Source organism: Pseudanabaena sp. FACHB-2040 (genome assembly GCF_014696715.1).
GTDB lineage: Bacteria > Cyanobacteriota > Cyanobacteriia > Phormidesmidales > Phormidesmidaceae > JACVSF01.
In genome coordinates this window covers 582,916-596,592 of record NZ_JACJQO010000022.1, presented here as the reverse complement: position 1 = coordinate 596,592, position 13,677 = coordinate 582,916, and the positions used below count along the sequence as shown (strand labels likewise).

Genomic DNA, 13,677 nt, shown 5'->3' with positions numbered 1-13,677 from the left:
GCGCCTATCTTGCCCCGTTTTGACTGAGGGAAAGTGTTGGCACTGTTTCCAGGCGGTCTGGTGATGCACTCAATTTAATGAATTGTTCGCATTACCAGTTGAGAAGCCACAGTGGGCTTGATCAAGCACTCATCGGTCCAGCCGCAAGCACCTGGTCAAAAATGGTCTATATGGGTGCCGCTGGTGATGATTAAATCGGCAAGCTGCGCCATCTCGGACTGGGTTAGCTTCAGCCGATGGATGCAGGCGTTATGCTCCTGCCAAAGAGACATCATTAGCGAAAGTTTGTTCAGCATCAATAGCAGAAAGCAAGGGACCTAGGTCTCTTGCTTCTGGTTACAGAATTCTTGCTGGTAGCATCAAAAATCTTTAGGCAACTGTCACACCAAACTGGCCTAGCAGCCAAAAGATAACACCGTTTACAAAACTTAAAGCAATAGCTCCTAGAACGGCGCTCCAAATACCATATCTCAGGCTAAATCCTTCAACTAATTTTGCTGTCAAGCTGAACACAATGACATTAATTAAAAGCAAAATTAGAAGAGAAAAGCCCAAAGTCAACACCACAAATAGAGGCCATCCGAGAAACTGAAAAATGAACCCGGCAACACCATTAAGAATGCCGAATACAATCCCAGACTGAAGTGCCTTGCTAAAGCTCACAACTTCAACCCCAAGAGGCGGGATTTTGGAGATGATCAGTAGGCTAATAGCAGTAACAACGGCAATGATTAAGAAAGAGGTGATGAATCCCATTTTTCATCCTTTTATTAACTACTTAAACCTATCAAAAAAGTTAGAGTACAACATCACAGTAAGACTTTTGTAAAACAAGATGAAGTTTTAATTATTTGTCCAGAAGTGGAAGCTGGCATCAGATGATTTAGATAGGGCTTCTGGAATTAAGATTCTGTTTGACACAAAAAAGCTGGGCTTGTGATTTTGTAGGTCATGCTGCTAGAGGCTACTTGAGAAGTTACAAAGCTTAGGTGAACTTCTCTAGGTACTTCTATTTAAGAAAGGAAAATTAGCTAGATATATCCTCTTGGCTGATGCTTTTTTTAATCAGATGCGATTGGATCTTGATTAAAGGCTCTTAGGATTAGGCTGATACTGGGCAGCATTTTGGATAATGCTTCTGTACTGACTAAGGGATTTTAGGTACCTTGGAATCAGGAACTCTTGGGTGGAGGAGTCGATGGCAGGCATGGCAAAGAAATGGTGGTTTGCCCCTCAAGCTAATAACAGCGTCTCAGAGACAGTTCAGGTTTTGCCCGACCTAGCGGGGCTAATAGAGGGCAGTGATGCAGCCGCGCCGTTTCCAGACACCATACTTTACCCCCCGACTCCCAGCGGTAATCGATCTTGGCGTTGGCTGCTAATTGCCTTTGCCAGCTGCTGCACCGCTGGGAGTGTTGCTATTGGGGCCTTTCTCTGGCTGATCAACCTACCGCCCAACGCGGACTGCAGTCAGCTTTCCACCCTCTCGTCTGATCGGGCTCAGCTTTACTGCGCCCAGTCGGCTGCTGAGTCGGGAGAACTGCAGGATCTGGTTGCGGGTCTCGACCTGCTAGGCCAGTGGACGCCTGAGCATCCTCTCCACAGAGAAGTGCAGCCGCTGGTTGATCAGTGGTCTGAGGCAGCGTTGACCGCTGCCCGGGAGAAGCTCGCTGAAAATGACTTGACAGGTGCGATCGCACTGGTCAAACGCATTCCTAGCACTAGCCCTACTTACGAAGTAGCTCAGGCCGCAATTGCCGCCTGGCAACAGGAATGGAACCAGGGCGATGCGATTTTCGCTAAAGCTCAGACAGCCCTCAAGCAAAAAGACTGGGCCACCGCGTCGGAGCAAATTTCGGCTCTGTCCCAACTTGATAATGGTTTCTGGCAGGTGCAGCAGGTACAGACCCTGTCTCAGCAAATCCGTCAGGAAAAGCAGGCACAGCGGCTGCTGGCTCAAGCTAAAACGCTGGCCTCGCCGGGCGGTATTGAGCGCCTAAGTGGGGCACTGCGGGCGACCAGCCAGATTGATCCTAGTACCTATACCTGGCAAGAAGCGCAGCCCTTCATGGACAGCTGGAGCGATCTGCTGCTGAGTGTGGCAACCGATAAGTGGTACGCCGCCCAATTAGACGAAGCGATTACTCTAGGGCAGCGGATTGCGCTTAACCCCAATCGGGCGCAGGTGGCTCAGGAGCTGATCTGGCTCAGTCAGGCTCGGAAGCTAGCGCTCAAGAGCGTATCTGACTGGCGCACCTCCCCCCAGCAAATCATGGGGCTTTATCGAGCGATGCTGCTGGTCAACCAGATTGCACCAGAGAGCCGCTTTTATCCTCAGGCCCAGTCGAGTCTGGCCAGCTGGAAAGTTCACCTGCAAGATCTAGGGCAAATTCAGATTGCTCAGACCATAGGCAGTTTTGCTAATCGAGATGCGTTGGAGGTTGCGATCGCAAAAGCCGCTGTCGTGCCCGCCGATCACCCCCGGCGGCAGCAGGCCCAAACGCTGATCTCCCACTGGAGCAGAGAAATTCAGCGGATTGAAGATCGCCCTTTCCTCAAGCAGGCCCACCAGCTAGCCCAGACGAAAACCCTCACCAACCTGCAGCGCGCCATTGCAACAGCCAGTGAAATTCGGCTAGGCCGAGCGCTGCGCCAGGAGGCCCAAAGCTGGATCTACGTCTGGAACAACCAATCCCAAGTTCTAGAAGATCAGCCCATTTTGAATCGAGCTCAGGCGCTAGCTAGCCAGGGTAACCTGCCCGAAGCCATTGCTGAAGCCAGCCTGATCAAGCCTGATCGAGCCCTTTCTGGTGAGGCCCGCAGTGCGATCGCAACCTGGAATGCCCGCATTCGCGAAGCCGAACTGGCCCGGCTGCGAGCTCGGCAGGAAGCACTGGCCCAGCCCATCTCCGCCCCTAATGCTGCCGAAGCCGCAATCGAGACTGCCGCCGAGCCCCTGGCCCCAGCCTCTACCTTGGCCCCAGAAACGGCTCCAGAGCCTTTGTGGTCCAAGCCTGCTCCTGCCAATACGGTGCCTACAGCCGAGCCGTTGCCATACCGAATCGAGACTGTGCCGGGGGATGCACTGCCCCCCGTAGCCCCACCCCGCCTCCAGCCTCAAGCGGTTCCAGGCCCTATCAATCCTACCTCCCGCCCGCTGTCGGCTCCGCCCACCCTGCCTGAGCCAATTAATGCTGAGCCGCCTGTCCTAAATACTCCGAGAGCAGTTCCCGCGCCCGCAGTTCCTGCCCCAGACCTAAGCACGCCCGCTCCTATTGACATTCCGCCGCCGACTGGGGCTGCCCCCAGCGATAACGAGCCGCAGGCATTCACGCCTGAACCAAACCAGTTCATTCTTGCGTCGGTTCACATTGCCTCTGCTGGCTCACTTTATGCCGGTTGGTAGCCGACATTCCGCAGGTTGACGATTGGTTTTTCCTGTGCAACGCGAAGTTGAACTGCCAAGACCTTTGCTTAGACGCAGTTTCAGCTTCAGCCTACTTCTCGAACTGGCGGGTCAACTTAAAATTACGAAACATTCTGAACTGCCTTGACCTAAGGTGCCGATCTGCTTATTTCAAGGCTTCTGAGCTTCGCAAAATTGATGCATCTCAGGAATTAAATGTCAACCTGCGGAATGTCGGTGGTAGAGCTGCCAGCCAGTAGAAACGTGACGTTGCTGGCATTGCTATAGAGAGACGATGCTGGAGGATCGGCTTTTGTTCCTACCGAGACATTACGTGGGACAGATCTAGCGTGCCGAAGTTAAGGCTTAGGGCAATGTTCAGGTTCTCCAGTACGTTGACTAGCCAGGCTACGGTGTCGCGGCTAGAGGCCTCATAGTGGTTAAACAAGATCGAGAAGCGACGCTCTACGTAGGGGCGCACCATGCGGCAGATCAGCAAAATCCGCAGCAGCAGCCCTGTTGTCCAGAGAGGGCCTAAGTTGTTGATTAGATCGACAAAAACGAAATGTTGACCGCTGTGGGCGCTATCTACTACCAGGAAATTAAACAGCTGACTACAGGTTCGTACAACGAGGAAATCATTGAGAGGCTTGTGGTCGCTGTCGGGATAGGCTTCGATTAGCTGTTGGCTCAAGAGTTTATTAAACTGACGGCGACCATACCCAGGCTCTACTCCAGCCGTGATGTAGTCGTATAAATCTGCCTTAAAACTCTTATAGGAGCGGGTCTGTCCGCCGTTGACCATAAACCGATGGGCTACTTCTCGGTAGCTTTGGCCATCTCCGCCGTTAACAGAAAATTGCTTGAGGGAGGAGATCAGGTCCTGATCACTGAGCAGAGTAGGGTTGTCGATAGGCCGTAGCCGACTCACCTGAGTTTTGTCGACTCCCTGACGGTTGAGCCGCGACAGGCGCACTCGGTAGGTCACATAGTGAGACAGGTCGACCTCAAACTTGTGCTGCGCTTCGGCCTGTATTCGGCGAATGTGCTGCTGATGCTCCAAGTCACTGTCTTCTGAAACTAGGCAGTGTTCATAGAGGTAGGGGTAACGGTCAATCAGTGTCCCTAGCGGCTTAGAGCCTGCGTCTTCCTCCATAGCCTTACGCTGCTGCTGCCGTGCTTCTACTACTCGGGCTAGGCGTTTGAGGGTGAGGTACTGCTCTGTGTCTAAAAACTCTTGAACGACCGAGCGCAGTCGCCGCACTGGGCGGCTGCGGGAATAGTCATTGATGCGTCTGCTAGGGGGCTGCTCAAGCAGCGTAACGAGATCTGGAATGGCATTTTGGAACTGGGAATGGCTTTGCCAGCGGTTAATCAGGATGTGGCAACAGCGGTTTAGGATGTAGCGAAAGTATTGGTCAACTTCCGGAGCATTCAAAATATCATCTAAAACCAGCAGCATCTCTCGGTCGGGATAGCCTATGCCCTCGATGAAGAGCGACTGAAATCGGGCGACCATCTCTTCCGGAGAGTGAAGCGCAACACAACCCAGCAGATGGTCGTATAGTCTCTGCTCGTCTGGGGTGGTATTGCGACTGTGGTAACTGGCTCGAGAGTTCACGGCATCTACCGCCTTTGCCCCGAATTCGAAGGCTGTTTTGTGGGGTTGACCAGAAAAGGTGGGCATGGCTGCGAAACGCGAAAGACGGGTTGAGGACAATATGTACCTTAGAAGCTCAACCGCTTCCTTCCATTTAAGGCGCTTCGGTACTTAAAGGCGTCAGTTTTTACACCAGATCAGTCGGGCCTGTATAAATAGGTTACTGCGTACAACCCCTGATATCGGTGCGTAAAGTGATACCGAGATCAAAGATTAGGTAAACTCTTGCTGGCCAACTGTGAGGCTGCTGTAAACTGAATCCTAGGCAAAGCCCTACACCGTAGCGTAGATAGGCCTTTACGGAAACTTGAAGACTAGATACAGGGGGAAATTTTCTATTCCTGATGATCTTGTGTAAAGTTGCTTTGCACAAGCAGTCGTCGTGATTTTCTCTTCTAAGGGCAAAAAACGCCGCTGAGTTTTGTATTTAGGGGGAGATATGACGCTTAAGGCGACTTTGGGACAGCTGGCAGAGGTTTTGGCAGCAGAAAGGCGAAATATTCAGCAGAATTACTTAGAGCTTCCGGTGAAAAATGTAACTACTGATACTCGCTCACTCACGCCTGGTGATTTGTTTCTGGCTCTTCAGGGCAGCACCTTTGACGGGCACCAGTTTGTGGCTGATGCGATCGCAAAAGGGGCCATTGCTGCCATAGTTCAGCAGGATATGCCAGGAGCCGACTTACCGCTACTTAGAGTACCCAATACCTTAGTGGCCTACCAGTGCTTGGCGCGCTGGTGGCGGCAGCAGTTGAGTGCCTCTATCATTGCCATTACCGGATCGGTGGGCAAAACCACGACCAAAGAGCTGATCGCCGCAGCTCTGGCAACCCAGGGGCCAGTCCTCAAGACCCAGGCCAACTACAACAACGAAATTGGCGTGCCCAAAACGCTGCTGCAGCTAGACCAAGAGCATGCATTTGGGGTAGTTGAGATGGGCATGAGAGGGCCGGGAGAAATTGCCCTCCTGACTCAAATTGCCCAACCTGACGTAGCTGTTATCACCAATGTGGGGACGGCGCATATTGGCCGTTTGGGATCGGAGCAGGCGATTGCCGATGCTAAGTGCGAGCTGTTGGCAGAGCTGCCTGCTGGCGGCATAGCGGTGCTCAACCACGACAATGCTCGGCTTATGGCGACAGCAAAGCGAGCTTGGTCGGGTCGGCAAATTATTTTTGGCCTAGAGGGGGGCGACGTTCGAGGTCACCTAGTCGATGCTGAAACGCTAGACGTGGAGGGGGTGCGGCTGCCCCTACCCCTGCCGGGACAGCACAACGCCTTGAACTACCTGGCTGCCATTGCCGTGATGCAGGCGCTGCACCTGGATTGGACCAAGCTGGCCTATGGGCTCACGGTAGAGCTGCCCAGCGGGCGAGCTAAACGGCTAGCGCTGGCCCCCGACATCATGATTCTGGATGAAACTTACAATGCTGGGCTAGAGTCAATGCTGGCGGCTGTGCAACTGCTGGCCGCGACCCCCGGAACGCGGCGAATTGCGGTGCTGGGCACAATGAAGGAGCTGGGCGATCGCTCTGTGGAGTTCCACCACCAAGTGGGACAGCAGGTAGGGCAGCTGGGGCTTGATCATCTTTGTGTTTTGGCCGATCCGGCAGAGGCCGCAGCGCTAGCCGCCGGAGCCGTGCCCGTACCAACACAAATATTTGAAACCCTAGATAATCTGATCGAGCACTTGAAGGGCCTTGTCCAGCCGGGGGATCGCCTGCTGTTTAAAGCTTCGCGAGCAGTTGCCTTGGATCGGGCAGTCGATGCTCTGGTGCAGTCTTTGTCACCCACGTTGTAAAGGCGACTGACTGAGCTGGGTCATCCTGCTTTAAAATAGAGAGTCTGATAAAACCGGACGCCTGCGGCTGTGGTACTCATTCTCGACCCAGAAAACCTGCAAGGAATACGCGCCCACGCTGAGCAAACCTACCCTGAGGAGTGCTGTGGTCTGCTGGTAGGACAGTGGTTGCGCCAGCCCGATGGCGACGATACGCGCCAGGTAATGGACTGCGTTGCGGCAGACAATGACTGGAATGAGGCCGCTGCCGCTGAAGTGGGTGCCCTGCGACAGCAGCCTGAAACGGAGGCCGCAGCCGCCAAAACGAGTCGCTACTGGATTGATCCCAAAGTGCTGCTACGGGTGCAGCGAGAGGCGCGCGATCGCAACCTCGATATTGTCGGCGTCTATCACTCTCATCCGGATCATGTAGCGGTGCCTTCGGAGTGCGATCGCACCCTAGCTTGGCCTGGATACTCCTACATCATTGTTGCCGTCACCCAGGGTAAAGCTACAGATTTACGCAGCTGGCACTTAGACGAGCAGCACCAGTTTCAGCCTGAGGTCATGCGAATGGGGGCCTAGCCTCCACATACCCTTCAACCCAACCCCCAAACCCTGTCTCTTCAGACGCTAGATTGGTTCCTTAACCACCCACATTCACTGCTCATTTCTGTGGATTATCATGCTCAATCCCAACCTTGATACCATTCAACTGACCAAAGAGGAGTACGAACGCTACTCCCGGCACCTGATCCTGCCGGAGGTTGGTCTGGATGGGCAGAAGAAGCTCAAAGCTGCCAGCGTCCTCTGTGTCGGCACAGGCGGCCTAGGCTCTCCCTTGCTGCTCTACTTAGCCGCTGCTGGCATCGGCCGCATCGGCATTGTGGACTTTGACATTGTGGATCAGTCCAACCTGCAGCGCCAGGTGATCCACGGCACGTCTTGGGTCGGCAAGCCTAAAATCGAGTCGGCCAAAAACCGCATTCTAGAGATCAACCCCAACTGTCAGGTCGATCTTTACGAAACCCGGCTCAGCGCTGAGAATGCCATGGACATTTTCCGGCCCTACGACATCGTGGTGGATGGCACTGATAATTTCCCAACTCGCTATCTGGTCAACGATGCCTGTGTGCTGCTAGACAAGCCCAACGTCTACGGCTCGATCTTCCGATTTGAAGGGCAGGCCACTGTCTTCAACTATGAAGGCGGCCCCAACTACCGCGACCTCTACCCCGAACCCCCACCCCCAGGACTGGTGCCTTCCTGCGCTGAGGGTGGCGTACTGGGAATTCTGCCAGGAATTATTGGCGTTATTCAGGCCACAGAGACCGTCAAGATTATTTTGGGACAGGGCAATACTCTGAGTGGCCGCCTGCTGCTCTACAACGCTCTTGATATGACCTTCCGCGAGCTAAAGCTGCGGCCTAACCCAGTGCGCCCGGTGATCGAGCAGCTAATCGACTACGAAGAGTTCTGCGGCATTCCCCAGGCTCGTCTAGAAGAACAGCAGCAGCAGGCCGAGCTATCTGAAATGACGGTCACCGAACTCAAGCAGGTGCTTGATAGCGGGGCCGATGACATTCTCCTGATCGACGTTCGTAATCCCAACGAATACGAAATTGCTCAGATTCCAGGGGCGGTGCTGATCCCCCTGCCTGAGATTGAGAGCGGCAGCGGCGTTGAGAAGGTAAAGGAGCTGCTCAATGGCCATAAGCTGATTGCTCACTGCAAGATGGGCGGTCGCTCGGCCAAGGCACTCGGCATTCTCAAGCAGGCTGGCATTACGGGTACCAACGTCAAAGGCGGCATCACCGCTTGGAGTCGGGAAGTCGATCCGTCTGTGCCGGAGTACTAAGGTCTAAAGGCTTGTATTTCAAAAAAAGTGCGTCGGGCTTCAGCCCGACGCACTTTTTTTACATTGCAGAAAGCTGCAGGGGACGTGTCTTTTTCTGCCAGCACACAGACTAGAAACAGCCACGATAGCGGCTTAAAACTCTGCTGATTCTCGGTGTTGTAGGCTCTAAATTTGAATCAAGGTAAAGCTTTAGCCCAAAGCAAAGCGCCTCTAAAAACCCCAACCGAAGATTCAAAAGGAGCCTGATCATGAACACTTATAACAACCCCCCCTCTACTTCTGCTGCTCGTTCCTCTAACCGCTTCCAAAAAGTTCTGCAGCAAAGCGCTTTGATGACGCTGTTGGCGCTGCCTGTTGTGTCTTTGACCGGGCAACCTGCACTGGCTGGAAAGCACAACTTCGAGGTTTACAACGACAGCCGTGAAGACATCATTGATATCTACATTACTTCCTCTAACACTGATAACTGGGGCAGAAGCTTGCTAGACAGATATTCAATCATCCCCAGCGGCTACACCTATCAAATAGAGTTCGCTGATCCGTCGAGAAACACTTGCTTCTATGACATCAGAACTGTCTTTGAAAGCGGTGAAGTAGTCGAAGATTATGAGGTAGATGTTTGCTACAACGACTATTATGCTTTGACTGACTAATTGTGATAGATGGTTTTGCAGGGGGAAGCATCGCTGCAGCGGAGCCTTTTCTGAAAAGCTTCACCCCTGCCAATTAGAACGGGAAGCGCGGTTAGGGGGAAGGGGATAGGAACAGGACTGTTCCGCCTGATTTCCCCCTCCACCTGATTTCGAATCTGGTCTTGAAATTGATTGGTCACAGTATCGACAATGGCTGTGACGGCCGCTTGAATAAAGTCGGCTTGTCCAGTCGCTGCCACATCAAAAACGCATTGCCTCGCAGTTCTGGGCGAAAATTCCGGATAGAGTTATTGAAACGTTAGCTTAACCAGAGGCACAGGAGATGAGCGACAAGCAGTTTATGGAGAATGCGATCGCACTCTCCTTTCAAGCCATGCGCGAAAATCGGGGCGGCCCCTATGGCGCAGTAGTGGTTAAAGATGGGCAGATCATTGGTCGAGGCATGAACGAAGTTACTTCTCTCAACGATCCCACCGCCCACGCGGAGATGACCGCTATTCGAGAAGCCTGTCAGGCTCTTGGTTCCTGGCAGCTAAACGGCTGCGAGCTGTACACCAGCTGCGAACCCTGTCCTATGTGTCTGGCGGCGGCCTACTGGTCTCAGTTAGAGCGAATCTATTACGGTAACAGCCGAGAAGCTGCGGCCCGCTTTGGCTTCAGCAGTCAAAATATCTATGACGAAGTTGCCAAATCCCAAGAAGACCGCAGGCTGCCGATGGTGCCTCTGATGCAGCCCGAAGCTTTGGAAGCGTTTGAGGAGTGGGCGAATAAGGCGGATAGGAAGGGGTATTAGAAGTGGATGGGTAGGGAGTGGATGGGGAAAAGGTAGTGGCGGGGATGAACTGTCGGGGGAAAGACATTTGGGCAGCTTTTAGTCATTCCAGCAGCAGCAGTCGGTCTGGGGCCAGCTGCACGTACCAAGGCAAGGGTTGGGCCTGTTGGTTGACCCACACCTCCTTAAAGATTTCTGCCTGCAAGTCGTACTGGCCTGGGTCTGCTGGCGGTTCATGCAGCCGCAGATAGAGGGTGACGCGGTGAGGCGTTTCGCTGGTGGAGACGGGCCAGCAGGGGAAGGTGTTGTCAAGAGAGGGGTCGCTGACAAAGCGGATTTGGTGCGCTCTCATGCCCACTTGAAGCAGGTTATTAGGGATAGCATGGGCTACTTTGAGAGCGCAGCGCCAGTCTACTGCCTCGATTTCGGCCTGCCCCTGAATTTGAGCGCGGGAGAAGTTTTTGCAGCCTGTGAGTTGGGCTACTGCTACCCGTTCCGGCTGGTCAAAGAGAGCGTGTTTGTCGCCGAGTGCGATCGCACCGCCCGCCGCCATGACCATCAGCCGCTGGCACACCCGAAACACTTCTTCTAGGTTGTGGGTGACAAACAGCGTCACTCCGGAATAGCGGGACAGCGTTTCGACTAGCTGCCGCTCGACTTGGCTGCGTAGGTAGGTATCGAGTGCCGCCAGTGGTTCATCTAGTAATAGGGCCTCTGGTTCGGCTGTTAAGGCTCTCGCCAGGGCTACCCGCTGCTGCTGTCCGCCTGAGAGCTGGTGCGGGTAGCGTGTTCCCAAACCTTCTAAATGCATTTCGCTGAGCTGTTGGCTCACCCGCTGGAGTCGTTCTCTTTTGGGCAAGTGCTGGAGCCCGAAGGCAATATTTTGAGCGACTGTCAGGTGAGGAAACAGCGCATAGTTTTGGAAGACTAGCCCCACCCGCCGCTGGTGGCTGGGCAGATTGATGCCCTGCTTTGAGTCAAACAGCACCCGGTCATTCAACACAATCTGCCCCTGATCTGGTGTTTCTACCCCAGCAATGCAGCGCAGGGTCATGCTTTTGCCCGACCCCGAAGCCCCTAAAATCCCGAGAGTTTCCTGGCGCACTTTGCAGTTGACCTGCAGGCGAAAACTGGATAAATCTTTCTCAATATCTACCCACAGCTGAGAGTTGCCGAGGAAGCTTGCCCCATAACCGGGCACAGGCTCCAAGATGGGCGATAGATTAGCCGTCAAATCGCTGGGGCTGGCAGCGGAACGGCGAGACTGAAGCTGCTGCCGCTGCCAAAAGTTGACGGCCACAATGCCGCTCAAAGAGACAAGCAGAATAATTGTGACCCATACCCAGGCTTCGTTCATGGCCCCGGCTTCGACCGCAAAGAAAATCGCCATCGGCATGGTTTGGGTCTGACCGGGAATGTTGCCTGCCAGCATTAGGGTCGCGCCAAACTCCCCCAAAGCCCGCGCAAAGGATAGGGTCAACCCCGCTAGAATACCCGGCCCCGATAGCGGCAAGATCACCTGCCAGAACACTCGCCCCGGAGCCGCCCCTAAGGTACTCGCCACCTGCGGCAGGGTCGGATCAATTTGCTCAAAAGCCCCTAGCGCTGTCCGGTACATCAGCGGAAAGGCCACCACCGTAGCGGCAATTACGGCCCCGTACCAGGTAAAGACCAGTGAGAAATTAAAGGCAGTGGTTAGCCTGCCTAAGGGACCATAGCGACCAAACAGCAGCAGCAGCAAAAAACCTACCACCGTCGGCGGCAAAATCAGCGGCGCAATAAAAATGCCTTCGATCAAGGACTTGCCCCTGCCGCGATAGCCCAGCATCCAATAGGCGGCGGCGATGCCCAGAAAGAAGGTGATCAGGGTTGCGATCGCAGCCACCTTCAAGGAAATCCAAAGGGGGGATAGATTGGGAAGTAGCCAGGGCATAGGTAACGGTATGACCTTGGTAAATTATTTAGAAATGCCGAGTGGAAGCTGGCCGATTAGCATAAAAGAGAGGTGAGGCTCCCCAATGACCTACACTCCTGCAAAAACGCTGACCCTTGACCAATTTTTAGCGCAGTATGGCGCTGATTCCCGCTATGAACTAATTGATGGAGAACTGCGAGACTTGGAACCGACTGGCCCCCACGAAACCGTTGCTGGGAAGGTTGCCGGGTATTTGTTCGCAGAAATTCTCAGGTCAAAGCAGCGCTGGACGATTCCCAAAACTTGCCTAATTAGCCCTCCCGCAGCGCAGGCCACTGCCCTACGGCCAGACGTTATTGTGTTGGATGAAGTGATCCTGAAGGCAGAACCTCTATGGCAGCAAGAGCCTGTCGTTACTTCCGGGCGACCTATTGTGATGTTGGTTGAGGTTGTCAGCACTAATTGGCAGGATGACTATGCGCGTAAGGTTGAGGAGTATTCGCTGTTGGGCATTTCAGAGTATTGGATCGTCGATTTCCGGGGATTGGGCGGCATTGACTTTATCGGCAGACCTAAGCAGCCCACGTTAACGGTATGTCAGTTGATGGGTGAGGACTACAAAAAGACTCAGTACCGTCTAGGGGAAACCCTCAATTCAAAATGCTTCCCGGCGTTGAGGCTAAAGCTTGAAGACTTAATGGAATCGACACGGGGTTAGTTCATCAGCGTGAACCCATACTCCTCAAAGACTTTGTCTGCTGAGTCGCTGACCAAAAATTCCAGAAAGTCTCTGGCGGCTGTGGGGGTGCGGCTGGCATTCACAATCGCGGCAGGATAAGTAATTGGGGTGTGTAAGGTAGTGGGTGCGATCGCAACCTCCCGCACCCGCTCCGAAATCTTGGCATCCGTGGTGTAGACAATCCCGGCATCGACATTGCCGCTTTCTACAGCCGACAGGACGCCGCGCACGTTGTTAGCAAAGACCAGCTTGGGCTGCACCTGGGCCAAAACCCCTAGGTTGGTCAAGACCTGCTCGGCGTATTGTCCGGCGGGGACGCTGCGAAACTCCCCAACGGCAATGCGGCGTACCTGGCTGTCGGCGAGCTGGGCAAAGTTGGTCAGGTTCAGGGCTGAATCTTGGGGCACTACTAGCACCAGCTGGTTACCCAGCAGATCTCGGCGGCTCTCTGGCAGCAGCAGCCCCTTTTGCGCCAGAGTATCCATCTGGGCAGTGGCGGCTGAGACAAACACATCCGCCGGTGCTCCCTGCTCGATCTGCTGCTGCAAAGCACCAGAGGCCCCAAAGTTATAGGTCAGCATTACCCCTGGGTGCGCCTCCTCAAACAAAGGTTGGATGTCCTGCAGGGCCTCTTGCAGGCTAGCTGCCGCAGACACTAGGAGCGCGGTACGGTCAGCCGCTACCGGGGCCGAAGCTGACAACCTCAGGTAGAAACTCAGTGCGATCGCAACCCCTACCCCCGCAAGGAAGGTCAACAGATGTCGTTTCTTCATAGCAACAGCTTTAGGATTGAGACTGGCTAGCGGATATCCAATAGGTCAATCATAAGTTGATTTACCAACCAAGTTGGTACACTCTAGCGCCAACTTGGTTGGTATGCCTGTTTTCTCATTG

At 53.9% G+C, this 13,677-nt stretch carries 12 protein-coding genes; 7 read left to right on the top strand and 5 right to left on the bottom strand.

The features are described from left to right. Nucleotides 1-155: 155 nt before the first annotated feature. Both H6G13_RS25630 and H6G13_RS25625 read right to left on the bottom strand, forming a co-directional pair. Nucleotides 156-296, bottom strand: a complete 141-nt coding sequence (locus H6G13_RS25630; protein ID WP_190488197.1) for a hypothetical protein — start codon at nucleotides 294-296, stop codon at nucleotides 156-158. Between the two features lie 73 nt (nucleotides 297-369). Next, a complete protein-coding gene (locus H6G13_RS25625; RefSeq protein ID WP_190488194.1) occupies nucleotides 370-756 on the bottom strand; it encodes a phage holin family protein in 387 nt (128 codons plus the stop codon). 442 nt (nucleotides 757-1,198) lie between these two features. Between H6G13_RS25625 and H6G13_RS25620 the strand changes: the two genes are divergently transcribed. Then, nucleotides 1,199-3,406, top strand: a complete 2,208-nt coding sequence (locus H6G13_RS25620) for a hypothetical protein (RefSeq protein ID WP_190488192.1) — start codon at nucleotides 1,199-1,201, stop codon at nucleotides 3,404-3,406. 319 nt (nucleotides 3,407-3,725) lie between these two features. Here H6G13_RS25620 and H6G13_RS25615 read toward each other — a convergent pair whose 3' ends face one another. Continuing rightward, nucleotides 3,726-5,093, bottom strand: coding sequence for a hypothetical protein (locus H6G13_RS25615; protein WP_199306732.1), 1,368 nt, complete (start codon nucleotides 5,091-5,093; stop codon nucleotides 3,726-3,728). 412 nt (nucleotides 5,094-5,505) lie between these two features. Between H6G13_RS25615 and murF the strand changes: the two genes are divergently transcribed. The 5 genes from murF to H6G13_RS25590 all read left to right on the top strand — a co-directional run bounded on the left by murF (nucleotide 5,506) and on the right by H6G13_RS25590 (nucleotide 10,150). Then, on the top strand, nucleotides 5,506-6,867 hold the full coding sequence (gene murF / locus H6G13_RS25610) for a UDP-N-acetylmuramoyl-tripeptide--D-alanyl-D-alanine ligase (protein ID WP_190488190.1): 1,362 nt from the start codon (nucleotides 5,506-5,508) through the stop codon (nucleotides 6,865-6,867). A gap of 69 nt (nucleotides 6,868-6,936) precedes the next feature. Continuing rightward, the gene (locus H6G13_RS25605) at nucleotides 6,937-7,431 is read left to right on the top strand and encodes a Mov34/MPN/PAD-1 family protein (RefSeq protein ID WP_190488187.1); all 495 of its coding nucleotides are present in this window, start codon (nucleotides 6,937-6,939) and stop codon (nucleotides 7,429-7,431) included. 100 nt (nucleotides 7,432-7,531) lie between these two features. Beyond that, on the top strand, nucleotides 7,532-8,704 hold the full coding sequence (gene moeB, locus H6G13_RS25600; protein ID WP_190488185.1) for a molybdopterin-synthase adenylyltransferase MoeB: 1,173 nt from the start codon (nucleotides 7,532-7,534) through the stop codon (nucleotides 8,702-8,704). Nucleotides 8,705-8,952: 248 nt separating this feature from the next. Then, nucleotides 8,953-9,357 (top strand): hypothetical protein, encoded by a 405-nt coding sequence (locus H6G13_RS25595; RefSeq protein WP_190488183.1) that lies wholly within the window; start codon nucleotides 8,953-8,955, stop codon nucleotides 9,355-9,357. Between the two features lie 322 nt (nucleotides 9,358-9,679). Further along, entirely contained in the window at nucleotides 9,680-10,150 is a 471-nt protein-coding gene (locus H6G13_RS25590; RefSeq protein ID WP_190488181.1) for a nucleoside deaminase, read from the top strand. Nucleotides 10,151-10,232: 82 nt separating this feature from the next. Here the strand turns inward: H6G13_RS25590 and modB are convergent, their stop codons facing one another. Next, nucleotides 10,233-12,062, bottom strand: coding sequence for a molybdate ABC transporter permease subunit (modB, locus tag H6G13_RS25585; RefSeq protein WP_190488179.1), 1,830 nt, complete (start codon nucleotides 12,060-12,062; stop codon nucleotides 10,233-10,235). Nucleotides 12,063-12,147: 85 nt separating this feature from the next. Here modB and H6G13_RS25580 point away from each other — a divergent pair, with 85 nt between their 5' ends. Continuing rightward, nucleotides 12,148-12,762: a Uma2 family endonuclease gene (locus H6G13_RS25580; RefSeq protein WP_190488178.1), complete on the top strand. Its 615-nt coding sequence runs from the start codon at nucleotides 12,148-12,150 to the stop codon at nucleotides 12,760-12,762. Here H6G13_RS25580 and modA read toward each other — a convergent pair. Continuing rightward, on the bottom strand, nucleotides 12,759-13,556 hold the full coding sequence (gene modA, locus H6G13_RS25575; protein ID WP_190488177.1) for a molybdate ABC transporter substrate-binding protein: 798 nt from the start codon (nucleotides 13,554-13,556) through the stop codon (nucleotides 12,759-12,761). The two genes, H6G13_RS25580 and modA, sit on opposite strands and share 4 nt — an antisense overlap. Nucleotides 13,557-13,677 lie beyond the last annotated feature (121 nt).

Bases quoted from the DNA above. Each gene is read 5' to 3' on its own strand.
- H6G13_RS25620 (WP_190488192.1), top strand. From the start codon at position 1,199: ATGGCAGGCATGGCAAAGAAATGGTGGTTTGCCCCTCAAGCTAATAAC.
- modA (WP_190488177.1), bottom strand. From the start codon at position 13,556: ATGAAGAAACGACATCTGTTGACCTTCCTTGCGGGGGTAGGGGTTGCG.
- murF (WP_190488190.1), top strand. From the start codon at position 5,506: ATGACGCTTAAGGCGACTTTGGGACAGCTGGCAGAGGTTTTGGCAGCA.
- H6G13_RS25615 (WP_199306732.1), bottom strand. From the start codon at position 5,093: ATGCCCACCTTTTCTGGTCAACCCCACAAAACAGCCTTCGAATTCGGG.
- moeB (WP_190488185.1), top strand. From the start codon at position 7,532: ATGCTCAATCCCAACCTTGATACCATTCAACTGACCAAAGAGGAGTAC.
- H6G13_RS25625 (WP_190488194.1), bottom strand. From the start codon at position 756: ATGGGATTCATCACCTCTTTCTTAATCATTGCCGTTGTTACTGCTATT.
- H6G13_RS25595 (WP_190488183.1), top strand. From the start codon at position 8,953: ATGAACACTTATAACAACCCCCCCTCTACTTCTGCTGCTCGTTCCTCT.
- modB (WP_190488179.1), bottom strand. From the start codon at position 12,062: ATGCCCTGGCTACTTCCCAATCTATCCCCCCTTTGGATTTCCTTGAAG.
- H6G13_RS25580 (WP_190488178.1), top strand. From the start codon at position 12,148: ATGACCTACACTCCTGCAAAAACGCTGACCCTTGACCAATTTTTAGCG.
- H6G13_RS25590 (WP_190488181.1), top strand. From the start codon at position 9,680: ATGAGCGACAAGCAGTTTATGGAGAATGCGATCGCACTCTCCTTTCAA.
- H6G13_RS25630 (WP_190488197.1), bottom strand. From the start codon at position 296: ATGCTGAACAAACTTTCGCTAATGATGTCTCTTTGGCAGGAGCATAAC.